Origin of the sequence: Burkholderia sp. BCC0397 (assembly GCF_902832865.1) — a bacterium.
GTDB lineage: Bacteria > Pseudomonadota > Gammaproteobacteria > Burkholderiales > Burkholderiaceae > Burkholderia.
On sequence record NZ_CADFDL010000013.1, the window covers coordinates 152871 to 169104 of the forward strand.

General features: G+C 66.9%; 12 protein-coding genes. 3 read left to right on the plus strand and 9 right to left on the minus strand.

The window, feature by feature from the left end:
- Positions 1 to 109: 109 nt before the first annotated feature.
- Positions 110 to 1378: an FAD-dependent monooxygenase gene (locus tag HWX03_RS29545; protein WP_175873706.1), complete on the plus strand. Its 1269-nt coding sequence runs from the start codon at positions 110 to 112 to the stop codon at positions 1376 to 1378.
- Between the two features lie 148 nt (positions 1379 to 1526).
- Here HWX03_RS29545 and HWX03_RS29550 read toward each other — a convergent pair whose 3' ends face one another.
- Positions 1527 to 2657 carry an AraC family transcriptional regulator gene (locus tag HWX03_RS29550; protein ID WP_175873707.1) on the minus strand — a complete coding sequence of 377 codons (1131 nt, stop codon included), beginning with the start codon at positions 2655 to 2657 and terminating at the stop codon, positions 1527 to 1529.
- A 22-nt stretch (positions 2658 to 2679) separates the two neighbouring features.
- The gene (locus tag HWX03_RS29555; RefSeq protein WP_175873708.1) at positions 2680 to 4314 is read right to left on the minus strand and encodes an AMP-binding protein; all 1635 of its coding nucleotides are present in this window, start codon (positions 4312 to 4314) and stop codon (positions 2680 to 2682) included.
- A 311-nt stretch (positions 4315 to 4625) separates the two neighbouring features.
- Between HWX03_RS29555 and HWX03_RS29560 the strand changes: the two genes are divergently transcribed.
- On the plus strand, positions 4626 to 5726 hold the full coding sequence (locus HWX03_RS29560) for an AraC family transcriptional regulator (protein ID WP_175873709.1): 1101 nt from the start codon (positions 4626 to 4628) through the stop codon (positions 5724 to 5726).
- A 15-nt stretch (positions 5727 to 5741) separates the two neighbouring features.
- On the opposite strand, the gene HWX03_RS29565 is transcribed toward HWX03_RS29560, so the two are convergent.
- From HWX03_RS29565 to HWX03_RS29590, 6 genes are all read right to left on the minus strand, one after another.
- Positions 5742 to 7283, minus strand: a complete 1542-nt coding sequence (locus HWX03_RS29565) for a HAMP domain-containing sensor histidine kinase (RefSeq protein ID WP_175873710.1) — start codon at positions 7281 to 7283, stop codon at positions 5742 to 5744.
- Entirely contained in the window at positions 7283 to 8002 is a 720-nt protein-coding gene (locus tag HWX03_RS29570; protein WP_174391209.1) for a response regulator transcription factor, read from the minus strand. The genes HWX03_RS29565 and HWX03_RS29570 overlap by 1 nt, the downstream gene beginning before the upstream one ends.
- Before the next feature lie 614 nt (positions 8003 to 8616).
- Positions 8617 to 9672 (minus strand): lipase secretion chaperone, encoded by a 1056-nt coding sequence (locus tag HWX03_RS29575; RefSeq protein WP_175873711.1) that lies wholly within the window; start codon positions 9670 to 9672, stop codon positions 8617 to 8619.
- A 3-nt stretch (positions 9673 to 9675) separates the two neighbouring features.
- Positions 9676 to 10767, minus strand: a complete 1092-nt coding sequence (locus HWX03_RS29580; protein WP_175873712.1) for a triacylglycerol lipase — start codon at positions 10765 to 10767, stop codon at positions 9676 to 9678.
- A 464-nt stretch (positions 10768 to 11231) separates the two neighbouring features.
- Positions 11232 to 12284 carry an RNA-guided endonuclease TnpB family protein gene (locus tag HWX03_RS29585; RefSeq protein WP_175873713.1) on the minus strand — a complete coding sequence of 351 codons (1053 nt, stop codon included), beginning with the start codon at positions 12282 to 12284 and terminating at the stop codon, positions 11232 to 11234.
- Positions 12285 to 12538: 254 nt separating this feature from the next.
- Positions 12539 to 14620 (minus strand): bifunctional diguanylate cyclase/phosphodiesterase, encoded by a 2082-nt coding sequence (locus tag HWX03_RS29590; RefSeq protein ID WP_175822711.1) that lies wholly within the window; start codon positions 14618 to 14620, stop codon positions 12539 to 12541.
- A 457-nt stretch (positions 14621 to 15077) separates the two neighbouring features.
- Here HWX03_RS29590 and HWX03_RS29595 point away from each other — a divergent pair, with 457 nt between their 5' ends.
- Positions 15078 to 15263 (plus strand): hypothetical protein, encoded by a 186-nt coding sequence (locus tag HWX03_RS29595; RefSeq protein ID WP_244132817.1) that lies wholly within the window; start codon positions 15078 to 15080, stop codon positions 15261 to 15263.
- Between the two features lie 151 nt (positions 15264 to 15414).
- On the opposite strand, the gene HWX03_RS29600 is transcribed toward HWX03_RS29595, so the two are convergent.
- Positions 15415 to 16224 (minus strand): hypothetical protein, encoded by an 810-nt coding sequence (locus HWX03_RS29600; protein WP_175873714.1) that lies wholly within the window; start codon positions 16222 to 16224, stop codon positions 15415 to 15417.
- Between the last annotated feature and the right edge of the window lie 10 nt (positions 16225 to 16234).

Genomic DNA, 16234 nt, shown 5'->3' on the forward strand with positions numbered 1-16234 from the left:
TGGCCAGTTTACGGCATCGAGCGGCCGGATGCCGTTATCCGACCGCCCGTCCCGCGCGGAACAATGCATGCCGGACCGCGCGCCCCGCGCGGCTAGCGGAGATCGTCCCATGCAAAACATTCATGTCGCCATCGTCGGCGCGGGCCTCGGCGGTCTGTGCCTCGCCCAGGCGCTGAAACAGGCCGGCATCGCGTTCGATGTCTACGAGCGCGACCCCGCCATCGACAGCCGGATGCAGGGCTACCGCATCCGGATCGACACGGCCGGGCAGCGCGCGCTGGCGGCCTGCCTGCCGGCCGGGCTGGCGGCATTGTTCCGGGCGTCGGCGTCGCAGGGCGCCGGCGGCTCGCGGCTCGCGACGCCCCGGCTCGCGCCGGCCGACGGACACGCGTCCCCCGGCTGGCACACTGCACCGGACACGCCGGACCTGAGCGTGAACCGGCTGACCCTGCGGGAGATCCTGACGGCCGGCATCGAGGATCGTGTGCATTTCGCGCACGCGGTCGACCACTATCGCCTGCTGCCCGACGGCCGCGCGCAGGTGATGTTCGCGAGCGGCACGTCCGGGGCCGTCACGTGCGACGTGCTGGTCGGCGCGGACGGCGTCCATTCGACCGTCCGGGCGCAGCTCGTCCCCGCCGCCGCGCCGGTCCGGACCGGCAGCCTGTGCCTCTACGGCAGGACCCGGCTACCGACCGACGGCCCCGCCTTCGCCGACACCGCCGTGTTGCGCGACGCCACCACGGTGATCCTGGCCGACGGCTGCGCGGCGATCCTCGAGGACATGCGGTTCCGCACCGACTTGCGCGCGCTCGCCGCCCGTGCGCTGCCGCGCAGCCGGTTCACGCCGCCGGACGACTATTTCTACTGGGCCGCGATCGGGCCGTCAGGCCGCCTCGGGCTGGACGGCGCCGACACGACGGCTGCGCTGGCGGCCCGGATCCCGGCCGCGCTGCGGCACGTCGCGCGAGACTGGCACCCGGTGCTGCGACGCCTGCTGCTCGATACGCCGGCCGACGCCGTCGCCGCGCTGCCCGTGCGCCGCGGATGCCCCGACGTCGCGCTGCCGGCCGGCCCGGTCACGCTGCTCGGCGACGCGATCCATGCGATGAGTCCCGCCGGCGGCGCGGGCGCCAATACCGCGCTCAGGGATGCCGCTGCGCTCGCAACGCTGCTGGCCGGGCAGACCGGCAGCGACGGTGACATCCGGCACGCGCTGACGCGATATGCCGAACACATGCGTGTGTGGGCGACCGACGCGGTGGCCGCGTCCGATCGTGCAGCCGCGTGGCTGTTTGCCGCGGGCGAACCGGAAGCGCCCATTAATCCGGAGTCCATATCGACGATCGCGGGCACGCGCGCCAAAGGAAACGGCTAGCCGCAATCGTGCCCGCACGGCGCGAGCGTCGAAGGGAGCCGGTTATGGGAGCGTCCGCTCAAAACCGGCCGTGAAAACCGCAAAGGAGCCGGTTATGGGATTCACTCCGCGCATCCGCGAACCCGCGACGCACGGCCCCGCGCCCGCATCACGCGCGGCGCCGATACGTCCCCGGCGTACTCCCCGTCCAGTGCCGGAACGCGCGATGAAACGCGCTCGGGTCGTCGAAGCCGATATCGGCGCCGATCGCCGCGATCGTGTCGGGCGTATCGGTCAGCCGCTGGATCGCGATATCGCGCCGCAGCTCGTCCTTCAGCACCTGGAACGTCGTCCCTTCGGCGGCCAGGTGACGGCTCAGCGTACGCACCGAGCAATGCAGGTGCTCGGCCGCCTGGTCGATCACGGGCAGATCCGGCAGCGCCGCCGACAGGTACTGCCGCACCCGATGGCACACGAGCTGCTCGCTGAACGATTCGAAGATCCAGTCGCCGGGCGCGCGCGCGAGGAATTTACCCAGGTTGCGCTTGCTCTGCCGGATCGGCGCGTCGAGGTAATCGGCGCTGAAGCGCATCAGCGTGCGCTCGCAGTCGAACTGCACGGCGCCGGTGAAGAAGTACAGGTGGTCGACCGCATGGCGCGGCCGCGGGCACGCGAACTCGATCTGCAGCAGCGGAATCTTCTGCCCGATCAGCCAGGAGCACACGCCGTGCACGAGCTTGAGCATCAGCTCCTGGCCGAGCGCGCCGATCGGGCCGATGGCGTCGTTCGGGCGCAGCAGCACCTGCGCGACGAGCTCGTCGCGCTTCGATTCGACGAAGAAGTCGTCGAGCAGGATGTGGAAGAATTGTCCGAAACGATGCAGCGCCGTTTCGAGGTTGCGCGCATCGAGCAGGCTCAGGCACAGATACTTCAGCGTGCCGCCGCGCAGCGGGCGCGAGAAGATGCCGGGCATCTCGTCGTCGAGGTCGATCGCGAGCGTGCGGTACAGCGTCGAGAACTGCTCCTCCGTCACGCGCGCGTGCGGCTCGCCGAGCAGCTCGATCGGAATGCCGGCGCCGCGCAGGTAACGTTCGACCCCGTCGCGCTGCATGCCCGCGCTCGCGAGAAAGCCGTTGACGAGCGAGATCGGCACCGTCGCGCTCGGCGACGGCTGCGCACGCCCGGGCCGGGCGGAAAGTGAATCTGAGCCGGTCATCGCGTCCCCGTCGATCGAACCGACCGCATTGTACTTGAGCGGCCCGAGCGCCACTGTCGGGGTTATCGGCGCACCGGGCCGCACAGCCGCGGCCGCGGCGCCCTCGTCAGTCGGTGCGGCTGAGCTCCCGGCGCAGGATCTTGCCGACCGTCGACTTCGGCAGCCGGTCGACGAAGCGGACCAGCTTCGGCACCTTGTACGCCGCCAGGCTTGCGCGGCAATGCGCGACGAGCTGCGCTTCCGTCACGTCGGCGTCCGGCGCACGCACCACGAACAGCTTGACGGCCTCGCCCGTACGCGGGTCCGGCACGCCAATGCACGCGCATTCGGCGACGCCCGGCAGCGCGGTCGCCACCGCTTCCACCTCGTTCGGGTACACGTTGAAGCCGGACACGATGATCATGTCCTTCTTGCGGTCGACGATCCGCAGGAAGCCGGCCGCGTCGAACACGCCGACGTCGCCGGTGCGGAAATAGCCGTCCGCCGTGAACGCGGCCGCATTGGCGTCCGGCTTCTGCCAGTAGCCGCTCATCACCTGCGGCCCCTTCACGCAGATCTCGCCCGCTTCGCCGAGCGCCACCTCGCGATCCTGCTCGTCGAGCAGCTTCACGTCGGTCGACGGCAGCGGCAGGCCCGTGGTGCCCGTGAACCGGTCGATCGACTGCGGGTTGAACGACACGACCGGCGACGTTTCCGACAGCCCGTAGCCTTCGCGGATGAAATTGCCCGTCGCCGCCTTCCAGCGCGACGAGATCACGTCGATCACCGCCGCGCCGCCGCCGGCCGACAGCTTCAGCCGCGACCAGTCGACCTCCTTCAGCCGTGGATGGCCGGCAAGCCCCGCGTACAGCGTGTTCACGCCGACGAACACCGTCGGCCGCGCGGCCTTCAGCACGTCGACGAACCCGTCCATGTCGCGGGGATTCGCGACGAGCCAGTTCTGCGCGCCGATCGCGAAGTAGGACAGGAAGTTCACCGTCAGCGCGAAGATGTGATACAGCGGGATCGCCGTGACCACGACCTCTTCGCCCGGCTGGCGCGCATCCGGCACGATCGCTGCGAACTGCGCGACGTTCGCGACGAGGTTGCGATGCGACAGCGCCGCGCCCTTCGACAAGCCGGTCGTGCCGCCCGTGTATTGCAGCAGCAACAGGTCCGCGCCGCTCAGCGCAACCGGCTCGCACGCGAGCGATTCGCCGGCGGCGATGGCTTGCGCGAGCGCGGTCGAACCGGGCGGCAGTGCGTCACACGTGCCGGCCGGCGCATCGACGACGCCGAGATCCTCGCGCCCCACGCTCAGCACGGTGCGCACGCGCGTGCCGCCGACCACCTCCGCGAACGTGCCCATCGAGCCGCCGCAGACGACCGCCACCTCGACCCCCGCGTCGTTGAGCTGATGCTCGAGTTCGCGCGCGGTGTAGTGCGGATTCACGTTGACCTGGATCGCGCCGATCTTCGCGACGGCGACGAACACGACCGGAAACGCGAGCACGTTGGGCAGCATCACGGCCACTCGATCGCCCTTGCGCACGCCGACGACCTGCTGCAGATACGCGGCCAGCGCAGTCGACAGGCGCTCGACGTCGGCATAGGCGAGCGTACGGCCGAATGCATGGAACGCCGGACGGTCGGCGAAGCGGCGCATCGCGTCGTCCAGCAGCGCGCTGACGGAAGGATGGCGATCGGCGTCGATCTCGGCGGGGATCGAGCCATACGACCCGGTCCAGTGTCTCTTCGTCATGTCTCACTCCTCTGGGACGGCACGCCAGCCTGCGCGCCGTTCGCACGGCGGCCTGCACGCCACAAGGACGCGGGCCGCCGCCTGATCGGCGACTATCGCCCGCGCGACGCGCTTTGCAAATGATCCGGGCGGCCGAAAACATGATCGAAACGGACACGCGGACGCACGTGCCTACGCAACTTCATACGGCGAACGCCCGTCCGCCCGGCCTGTTCCGTCAGCACATCAGGGTGAACCCTGTGGCGGATGGAACCGTTCCCGCGCAGAATTGCGTGCCGTCAACGATATCGATTCGGACGCAGGATCCCGCCATGCCGCGCAGTGCGCTGTTGAAACCGACCGACGCCCGTCACACCCGGCTGCCGGACGCCGCCTCCACCCACGCGTTGCGCGAGCAGCGCTTCACGCCGGCCAAGCTGGCCGTGCTGGTCGACGTAGCCGCGCAAACCGGCCTCGACCCGGCGACGGTGCTCGCCGGCACCGGCCTCGCGCCGGCCGACGTCGCGGACCCGTTCACGCTCACGTCGCCGCTGCAGTTCCTGACGGCCGCGCGCAATGCGGTCGGCCGGTACGACGGCACCGACCTCGGCGTGCGCGTCGGCCGCCTGCTGCGCGCGTCGAGCTACGGCATGTACGGCTACGCGATGCTGTGCTCGGAATCGCTCGCGCGCGCGTTCGATTCGGCCGTCAACTATCACCGGCTCGCGAACGGCATGCTGCCGATCCGCTGGGTCGAACAGGGCGACACCGCGTCGTGGCTGTTTCCGGACCGCCACGAAGTCGCGCTGCCCGATCTCGACGAGCCGCTGTACCGTTTCCTGATCGACATGCAGTTCGCACTGCACGTGACGATCATCAAGGACGTGATGGGCGGATGGTGCGTGCCGGCGCGCGCGCAGTTCGCGCAGCCGCGGCCGCCGCACGGGGCGCTGCTGGCCGACGCGCTCGAATGCCCGATCGCGTTCGACCAGCCGCATCACGTGCTCAGCTATCCGGCGGCATGGCTCGCGCGCGCGCCGCAGCTCGCGAATCCGATCACCGCCGCGCAGGTGTCGTCGCACTGCGCGCAGTTGCTCGACGAATTGCGCAGCCAGTCGGGCATCACGCGACGCGTCTACGAGGAGCTCACCCGCACGCCGGGACAATTCCCGGACATCGACGCGATCGCCGAGATCCTGTGCATGACCTCGCGCACGCTGCGCCGCAAGCTCGAAGCCGAAGGCACGTCGTACAGCGAACTGCTGACGAGCGTGCGCAAGGCGCTCGCGATCGACTATCTCGGCACGACCACGCTCAGCACCGAGGACATCGCGCTGACGCTCGGCTTCAGCGATGCCGTGGGATTCCGCCACGCGTTCAAGCGCTGGACCGGCACGACGCCGAGCGACGTGCGGCGCAAGCGCGGCGGATGACGCCGCCGACCGCGATCAGCGCGCGTCGCCCGCCGCCGGCGACGCGACCGCCAGCGCAAACTCGAACACCGCGCCGCGCCCGGGCCGGTCGACGAGCCGGATGCCGCTGCCGTTGAGCGCCAGCATCCGGTGCACGATCAACAGGCCGAGCCCGCCGCTCGTCGCCGTGCCGCCGCTCATCGGCCGCTGCGGCCGCTGGAACAGCCCTTCGCGCCGCGCGGGCGGAATCCCTGCACCGGTATCCGACACGGTCACGACCACGCAATCGTCCTGCGGCGTCAGCGCGACCTCGACTTCGCCGTGCTGCGGCGTGTGCCGCAACGCGTTGTCGAGCAGGTTGGTCAGCACGCGCTCGATCATCCCGAGATCGGCCGACACGACCGGCACGCGCGGCGGAATCCGCGCATGCAGCGCGACGCCGCGCGATTGCGCGGCCAGCTCGAATTTCTGGAACACGTCCTGCACGAGATCGACGAGCGAGAACGGCTCGCGCTCGGCCTGCACGCCGCCCGATTCGAGCCGCGCGAGCTCGAACAGCGCCTGCGCGAGCCGCCCGACCTTCGCGCTCTGCGTGAGCGCGATCGACAGGTAGCGCCGCCGTTCGGGCTCGGCCAGCGTGTCGGCCTTCAGCGACAGCGTCTCCAGATAACCGTGCAGCGACGTGAGCGGCGTGCGCAGGTCGTGCGAGATGTTCGTGATCAGTTCGCGCCGCTGCTGGTCCTGGCGCGTCAATGCGCGCCACTGGTCGCCGATCCGGTCGGCCATCTGCGCGTACGCGGATTCGAGCACCGCGATGTCGTCGCCGCGGCGGCCGGGCGGCAAGCGCAGCACCGGCGGCGGCGCATCAGACGCAGCATCAGGCGCATCAGGTGTGTCAGGCGCACCCGGCGCGCCAGGCACACCGTTCGCGTCGAAGCCGCGCATCGCGGCCGTCAGCCGGCGCAGCGGGCGCGTGATGAAGCTGAATGCGGTGAGGCCCGCGAGCAGGCCGAGCAGCGCGACGATCGCCATCGACCACAGCGTCGTGCGCAGCACGTTCCCGGCGTCGACGCGCGCGGCGAGCCGGTCATGCGCCTCGCCGAGCAGCACCACGTAGATGTAGCCCGACGGCGGCTGCCCCGCGCGCTGCAGCGGCGCGGCACTGAACACCTTGCGCGCGTCCGGGCTGCGCGGATCGTCGCCGAGGATCGGCAGCGGCTGGCCCGCGATGAAGCGCTGCACGGGCGCGAGATCGACGCGGTCGCGCTTCACGTGGCCCGGCGGCGCATCGTCGCCCTTGATGCGGCCCGCGTTGTCGAGCAGGTACACCTCGACGCTCGGGTTCACGCCCATCAACTGCCCGAACAGCGTGCGCACGGCATCGGGGCGCAGCCCGTTCGCGTCCATCAGCGGCGCGCTGCCGGCGATGTTGGCGGCCAGGTCGCGCGACAGCGCCTGCACGACTTCCTTCTCGCGCATGTCGTTCGCGCGGATCTGCAACCACGCCGACGCGCCCGAGCACGCGAGCAGCAGGATCGAGAACACGAGCGACAGCCGCTGGGTGAGCGTGAGTTTCATCATGCGTCCCGCTGGCCCGGCGCGGCGAGCTTGTAGCCGCGCCCCCACACGGTGAGGATCCGCACGGGCTCGGCCGGATCGGCCTCGATCTTCGCGCGCAGCCGGTTGATGTGGGTATTGACCGTATGTTCGTAGCCTTCGTGCTGGTAGCCCCACACCGCGTTCAGCAGATCCATCCGCGAGAACACCTTGCCCGGATGCCGCGCGAAGAAATACAGCAGGTCGAATTCGCGCGGCGTGAGGTCGATGCGTGCGCCGTCGACGCTCGCCTCGCGCGCGATCGGGTCGATCGCCAGCCCGGCGACGTCGAGCGTGCCCGCGTCGATCCGCGAGTCGCGCGCGAGCGCATCGACGCGCCGCAGCAGCGCCTTCACGCGCGCGACGAGTTCGAGCACCGAGAACGGCTTCGCGAGGTAGTCGTCGGCGCCGAGCTCGAGGCCGAGGATCCGGTGCACCTCGCTCGACCGCGCGCTCGTGATGATGATCGGCGTGTAGCGCGTCATCGCCCGCGCGCGCCGGCAGATTTCGAGGCCGTCGACGCCCGGCAGCATCAGGTCGAGGATCAGCGCGTCCCAGTTACCCTGTTCGAGCAGGCGCAACCCTTCGGCGCCGTCCGCGCTGTGCACGACCTCGTAGCGCTCGTCGCGCAGGTGCAGGCTCAGCACGTCGGCGATGTCGGCGTCGTCCTCGACGATCAGGATACGTTTCGGATGGTCCATGGCGGTGGGCGGCGGCACGTCGGAGCGGGGCTCGGTCACGGTTGTCGGGCGGCGATCGGGGCCGGCCGAAGCGCGGCGGAAGGCCGCGCTGCCGTCATTGTGCAAAATTTTGCGGCGGATAGTGATCACATTTCGTTTATCTTTGGATCACGCCCGCACCGCGGGCCAATACCCGCAAGGCCGGCCGTTCCGTCCCTCTAAAACGAAACTCGACTCGCCCGAACACTGAATAGACACTAAGACCTTATCCGTGCCGCGCACGATTGACGGCACAGGTGTGCCCGCATCACCGACTCCAAATGGGCGAGAACCGGACCTGGGGCGTCGGCAATCTGAACGGTGCGCAAGGACAACCGAAAGCAAACCGCGACAGCTTCGTTCATGATCGATTCGCTTCGCAGGCTTGACGACGTCACGAATGCAGCTACTTGTTCCGCATCGCCTCGACAATCGCGCTCCATTACATGCGCGACACACCGCACGATCGAATCGTGTGGGAATTGTTTTATGTCGACTGCGCTGAAGCGCTGATGAACCGCGCGTCGTAGACCGGTATCGACAACGCGTAGCGGAAATCATTCGATGCACGCCGATCCGCGCGAACGCGGGCGGATTTATTGCGTGTGCGTCGACGCGCTACCACGATCGAGCGACGCCGCACGCAGTGCCTCACCAGGCTCCGTAAAGTAGCGCTGCCGCAACTGCGCGACCTGCGCATCGCGATCCTGTGTCGACAAGTTCTGCGCATCGATCTGCGCGCGCTGAACCGCATATTCGTTGTACTTGGCATGCCATGCATTGTCCGCCTGCTGCATCTTCACGACCCGCTCGGCAGCCTCCGGCCCGAGCGTTTGCACGAGCTGCGCGCGCATTTCGTCGGGCGTCGCGTTCGATTTCCACACTTTGTCGATCTGCGCGATCGCGTTGTTCTGCTCCTTCTGGCGTTCCAGCTCGGCGCGCTGATCGGCCGGCAGTTGCTGCTCGAGCGCGGCAAGATATGCCGCCTTCTGGGCTTCGGTCAGCGACGGATCGCGGATGATCTTCAATCGCGCGAGATCGCCACGCTGCAGCGCCTGCTCGGCGCCGAAGAACGGCTCGCTCCAGTCGCCCAGTGCGCGGCTCGCGATCGTTGCGCGTCGGTCGAGCGCGAGCTGCAGTGCCGGAAGGTCGAGCTTGTTGTCCACCGCCCCGCCGCCCGGCAGCTTCGCGAGTTCGGCGAAATACGCGCGGTAGCGCTGCCAGACGTCGAGCGCCTCGCGTTGCGCAACCGTCCCGTCGAGCTGCGCGGCAATCGCGCGCGCGACGAGTGCATCGAGTTCCACGGTGCGCAACTGGTTTTGCGCGGTCAGGAAATAGTCGAAGAAGCCACGCACCGCCCCGACCTTGGCGAGATGGCCGTGCGCATCGAGCGGCAGGCGCGGCGCAGTCGAGCCAGCGAGTGCCGGGGGGAACCCGCTTGCGCCGAAACCGGGCATGGTGCTCGCCGCCGTGCCGCCCGCCGACGCCGACGCCGACGCGGACGACACGGCCCCGGCACGCGCGACGCCGGACATGCCGGCGTCGCGCGTCTTCAGAGCGTCGACCCCATACCAGGCTGCGCCAGCCGCAACGACGCCCGCTACCCCGTAAAGCGCGACGCGACGCGCGATGCCGCTCTTGCGACCTGTCATCGATTACACGCCTTGCGTTTTCAGCCGGTTCGCGTGCGTGCGGATCGCCGCTACCGGATCCTCCACATTCGCGCCGAGCACGCCGAGAATCTGGTTGATCGCATCGGTGTGATTCCAGTGATATGTGCCAAGCACCTGGCCAAACAGCGCGCTGCATTGCGACACGACGCCGTCGTTCGGCCCGGAGCCGCGATTGATCATCACCGTGCCGCTGCCGAGGAACGCCAGCGTTGCTGGATTGAGCACGTTCGCCGGATCGGTGGCCCCGCTCACGCTCGTATCGACGGCACCTGTCACGCCGGCCACCGTCGTCGTCGGCTGGATCGCCGTGCCGCCCCACGAATAAAGCAGGTGCGTATTGCCGTTGACCGTCTCGGTTGACGCACCCGTCTGGCACGAGCCCGGCGCACCGAGACCTGCGCTCGGAAATTTCTGGTTATATGCGGCAGCCTTCGCTGTCGTCAGCACCGACAATGCCTGAATCGCATCCTGGTTCGTATTGAAGGTGCTGCTCGTCAAGGTGCCGAGCGCATTCGCGAACGCGCTGAAGACGGCCGACGACAGGCCGGTCGGATCCGTCTGCAACAGTTGCTGGACGAAGTCCGCGAATTGCGAACCCCAGTGCGGCGTGCTGATCGTCGTCACCGACGCGACCAGCTCCGGCGCGACGGACGCAACATAACGCGATGACAGACCGCCCTGGCTGTGGCCGATCAGATTCACTTTCTGCGCGCCCGTCGCCGCGAGCACCTGCTTCACGTAGGCAAGCAACTGCTCGCCGCGCCCGTTCGGGCCATCGTCGCCCTGAAAGCCGGACAGATTGGCAACGTAGACCTTCGCGCCGTGCGCCTGCAGATCCGCCGGAATGTGATACCAGTACTCGACGACGCCGCCATACTTGTCGGTGCCGGTCAACCCGTGCACGAGAATGATCGGATACTTGGTCGCCGCATAATCGTCGACGGCGGTCGTCGCGGCGGAGGCGGCGTGCGTGCCGGCCAGCGACAGAAAGGTTCCAACACTCGCGGCAGGCGCCGCGTTCATTGCGAATGCGACCACGGCCGCCGCTGTCTTCGCTCGTATCGATCTGCTCATCTTGCTCTCCATTTTTTACGTGCGTATCAATTGCTTGAGGATGAGGACGCGAGAATCGCTGATGCAGCGACGCTTCCGGCACTGAAGCGTCGCCCGCGCGGTGTCGGCCATACCGGCCTCGACGGCTTGGGCGCACACCGATGCCCGAAAACGAATAAAAACGAACACAAACGAACGTTTTCGCACCAGCAGGCGAAGTGAATCACGTTCGACAAGATTGCGGAGACGGTTAGACAGGGCCCTCCAGTCAGTTGACAACGGGGGCATCAATCACTAGACGTTGCATCGAGAATGATGTTGCTCCCGGACAGGCTTGAATGGATTGGCCTGCCCACGCGGTCAATAGTGTGAATGTCCGGATTCGACCGCTTCGCCCCCGCGTCGCGTCCCGTCGAGAAGACTTGCGCTGGCGCGCATCTGCACCCTGCTTCGCATCCGATGGATTGACGTCCTCCTCCGCCTGCCTAAAGGCGGAGGATTCCCACAGCTGGCGATGCACGTCCGCATCGGAGAATGTTCGGCGCAGCGTTGGTATCTCGATCATGCTCGACACCACAGTCACTACAGGTCCACTCTCTTACTCGCAGTCCCGCGATACCTTTCGGCCGCGTCGTGCTATCTTTCGATCCGCACGACGAACAGGACTGGGTCGAACCGCTTTCGTCGACTTCCTCGAACGTGGCCCCGTGCGCGATCGCTTTGTAGCGGAGCTTGTTTCGGAAGGACGACCAGGATGCGTCGTAGACGCTCTTCGCCATCCTGGTTCTGGCGAGCTTCGCGGCCGACACGTTGCCGACCGCGATGTAATCGAAACGCCGCACCAGATCGAGCGCGAGCTTGTGCTGGAAATCGGCACGGGCATTCGCCACCTTGGCGTGCAGCTTCGCGATATGCCGCCTGTGCTTTCGCGCCCGTTGCGCTTGCGCCAGCTTTTCCGCCGCTCGTCGACCGAACTGGTCATTGGGCAGCTTCTCGCCGGTCGAAAGTGTGGCGAAGTCTTTCAGGCCGAGATCGATGCCGACACCGGAATGGATAGGTCGGGCCGGAACATCCGGCATCTCGATCACGATGTTGAGAAACCAGTTGCCGCGTGCATCCTGCGCAAAGTTGGTCCCGTCCTTGATCTTGCCTTCGGGAAGCGGTCGACTGTTGAACACGCGGAAGGTGTTGCCGGCAAAGCGGAATGCTTCGCCTTCGCGTTTCAGGTCGCGGCCCTTCAGCGGCACCCAGCCCAGCGATTTCCTGCCGCGATATCGCAGGTACGGGCGTCGATGCAGGCTGCGCGACTTCGCGTATTGTTCGCACGTTGCGTTGACCGTGCCGGAGTGAATGCCGGGTTCCTTACTGCTACCAGTGGTAAGCACATTCAAGTCGAAACCCGTCGGCCACTTCCTGCTCCACTTGAGCGCGTGCCTCTGCGTGTCGTTGCAGAAGTTCCAGACGTAGTTCACCGCACGGCTCTGCTTGTTGAGCAGTCCGTTGAGCGACTTCACGCGGTAGCGGTAGACAAGGATCATGCAGGTGATCCTAACCCGTGGAAGAAGCTGCCTGTCAACTTCGCTCCTTTCCTTCCCGCCATCAATGGCGGGGTTTCTCGGAACAACTGATGAACTCGATCGTCATGGCCGCATGAACGTCCGCATCACGCCGACCCGCGCTGCGAACCGGCTCGCGATCGTCGCGCGCCGCGTGCCTGTCCGATGTCGACCGGACCGCTCGCGATGTCCGGCCGCCCCTTCCACGGCCGACCGCGACGCGTTCCGAAACAGGATCAGATATTTCTGATCGCAGTACCTTGCGCGGTCATTTCGACGAAGTGATCCGCCGGCATCGGACGTCCGAGCAGGAAGCCCTGCAGCGAGTTGCAGCCGAGTTGGGTCAGGAACTGCTGCTGTGCGGTCGTTTCAACGCCCTCCGCGACGATCTTCAGGTCGAGTGCCCGGCCGAGCGCGACGATCGCGGAAATGATCGCGGCATCTTCGGTATCGTGTTCGAGATCCCGGATGAATCCCCGGTCGATCTTGAGCTCGCTGGCCGGCAAGCGCTTGAGATACAGCAAGCTTGAATAACCCGTTCCGAAGTCGTCGATGGAAATGCGCACACCCATGTCGTGCAACTGCTGCAGGATTCTCAAGCTGGCGTCGGCATCGCGCATCGCGGTCGATTCGGTGATCTCCAGCGTCAGGCAGTGCGGTTCCAGCGCGTGCCGCTGCAATGTGGCCTCCACGACCCGGATCAGGCTCGCGTGGCCGAATTGCAGCGGTGACAGGTTGACGGCCATCGTCCAGTCGGTTCGGCCTGCATCGCGCCACTCGCGCATCTGCCGGCAGGCCTCGTCCAGGACCCATTCGCCGATCGGCACGATCAATCCGGTCTTTTCCGCGATGGCGATGAACTGGTCGGGCGCAATGAGGCCGCGCGTCGGGTGCAGCCATCGCAATAGCGCCTCGACGCCGATGATCGGCCCGTCAGGAACGTCGAACTTCGGCTGGTAATGCAGGATCAGTTCACGCCGCTCCAGCGCCAAACGGAGTTCCTGCACGATTTTCAAGTGCTCGCGGACATTCGCGTTCATCGATGCCTCGAAGTAACAGTACGCGTTACGGCCGAGCGCCTTGGCGTGATACATCGCTGCATCGGCATTGGTCATCAGCTCCCGGAAATCGCCGCCATTGCCGGGATAGAGCGCGATACCGATGCTGGCCGACACGCGCAATTCGTGTTCGGACACGTGGAATGGCGCCCGGATCACCGCCAATACCTTGTCCGCCACGTCGGCCGCGTCGGCGGGCTCGTTCACGGCCACGACCAGCACGAACTCGTCGCCACCCAGACGGGCAATCGTGTCCTGCGAGCGCAGGTTCGCGCCGATGCGCCGCGCCACGTCGACCAGCAGCAGATCACCGACATGATGACCATAGGCGTCGTTGACGGCCTTGAATCCATCGAGGTCCATGAACATCAGCGCGAAACTCCCGTGCTCGCGGTCGGCGCTCTGGATCGCCTGATCGATCCGGTCTTCGAGCAGCACGCGGTTGGGGAGCTTGGTGAGGGTGTCGTGCAGCGCCAGATACGTCAGTTCCTGGTTGGCTTCCGCCAGCGACGTCGCGAGTACCGACGTGCGGGACTCCAGACGCAGGTCGAGGACGGAAACGATCAGCGCGATGGCGAGTATCGCCAACGTGGCCACGACAATGACGAGCGCAAGCCCGCCGGCATCCATGCTGGAGCCGGCTGCCCCGCAGATGCTGCCCAACGGGAACCGGGCGGCCGCCATCCCCGTATAGTGCATGCCGGCGATGGCGGCGCCCATCAGGACCGCGGCGCCCAGATTGAGCAGACGCACGCGAGACGAACCGCTACGCCGAATGAATACGATCCATAGCACGGCGCCCGATGCGACCACGGCAATCGCGACCGACAGGCAAACGAGCAACGGGTCGTACTGGATGCCCGGTGACATGCGCATCGAGGCCATGCCCGTGTAATGCATTCCCGAGACGCCGGCCCCCATCAACATCGCTCCGCCGCCAAGCCGGTGCCACTTCAGCGTGCCCCGACAGACGAGCCACAGCGCAACCGTGGAGCAGCCAATGGCGATCAGCAACGAAAGCACCGTAATGGCCGGATCGTATCCCAGGGGAATCGGCAACGCGAAGGCAAGCATGCCGACGAAATGCATCGACCAGATGCCCGCACCCATCACGCTGGCCCCGCCTACCAGCCACCAATGTGCGGCGCGCCCCTCGGCCGTCTTGATACGCCCGGCCATGTCCAGCACGGTGTAGGACGCCAATATGGCAATCAGGAGCGAAAGAAGAACGAGCAACGCGTTATAACTTGTCGGCAGCATTGTTATTTACAGATCGCTTTCGATTCGGCAGTCACGAGACCACCGGTTAGCCGGGGTCTCGCGGATTCGTGTGAAAGTTGGGCACAAAGGGAAAGCGGCGTCCGAAGGCATGGACCAGTCGTGTGACGCGTCAGACGATTCGGACGACTACCGCTTGCAGCGGCGGATCATAAACGCGACTTGCCGTTCAGGGAAGGATTTACCGCTGCGGGGGCGGTGGAGGGTGCGGCCGGAATTTGCGGGGCGGGCATCCACGTGCGCGCCCTCGGGCGGTCGCGTGTCACTCACCCAAGCGCCTGCATCCTCCTGACGCGGGCGTCGACGATGAAGCGCGGCCAGCGGAACTCAAGCTGCGTTGGGAGCGCCGCCATGCGGTGATGCCGTCGCGCCACGAAAACGCTGCCCCATCGCCACGCGACGCCCTTATGCGATTGCCAATCTGGAACGGGAAAGCCGCTTGCAAGCGTCGATGGTGGTCGATCCGTCCGTGCCGCGCTTCATTGCGCTCGCCATGTCGCCTCACGGCGAACTGACGCTGGCGTGCCGCACGGTCATGCAGCTCACGAAGGAAATCGCACGATCGCGCGGTCTCTCGTCGGACCTTCGGTTGGGTGTGTCCGCCGCGTTCCTGCGTTCCATTTGAAGGGCTCGGGCACGGTGTGTTCGCGGTCCTGATCGAGCGGGATGTCGATCTCCGCCACGTGCGTCGTGTTGCCGGGCTTCGACTTGCGCGGCGAACGGCGCGACGGGATGGCGCAACCTCTCCATCCGCTGCGCGCGTCTAGCGTTGACCTCTAGTACGACTTTCCGCCCACCGTCGCCGATTCCAGTTCGCGCGTGATGATCTGCGTGCCGCCCACGTCGGCGACCGACTTGACCAGGCCGACGCCCGGCGCGAGCCAGTCGTCCGCGATCGTCTTGCTCGTCAACGCCGGGTTGGTGGCGGTCTCCGTGGTGTGATAGTGGCAGGCGTTCGCGAAGACCTTGCCGTTCCGAAGGCTGACCGTTTCGCGCGCGACGTAGGTCCGCTGGATCGAGACGGACGTTTGCGCGCCGCCTGACGGAAAGACGGGCGTATCCACGTAATTCACCGACTCGCTTCCCGCGAGCCCGATCGTCTCGACATCGGGCGGCGAGTTCACGTCCCGCAACGCGAGCGTGCCGCCGCTGTAGACCTCGCTGCCGTAGTTCGTGCGCACGCCGTTGCCGACGAGGTAGTAGTGATTGGTCTGGATCGGCGAGCCTGTCATGGTTTCGGCTTGCTGCGTGAGCGCCATGCCCTCGAACGTCGCCGGCGCGTAAGTCCGCGTGTACACGCCGTTGTCGACCGACGGGCTCTGCGACGTCGCTTGCGTATACATGTGCAGTTGCACGGTATCGCCCTGCTGGTAAACCGGATCGCACTCGACGTTCGAGGCGGTCGGTGAACCCGAATTGCCGTCGGGTGTGCCCGTCGGCGTCCCGCCGCTTCCGCCGCTGCCGCCGCTGCCGCCGTTGTTCGTCGTCCCCGAACCGCCGGACGCTGCGGGCGAGGAATTGTCGTCGCCACCGCCGCAAGCGGTCAGCGCGAGGCAGGTCAATGCAATCAGTGCAGCGGCTCTCATCGGGATCACC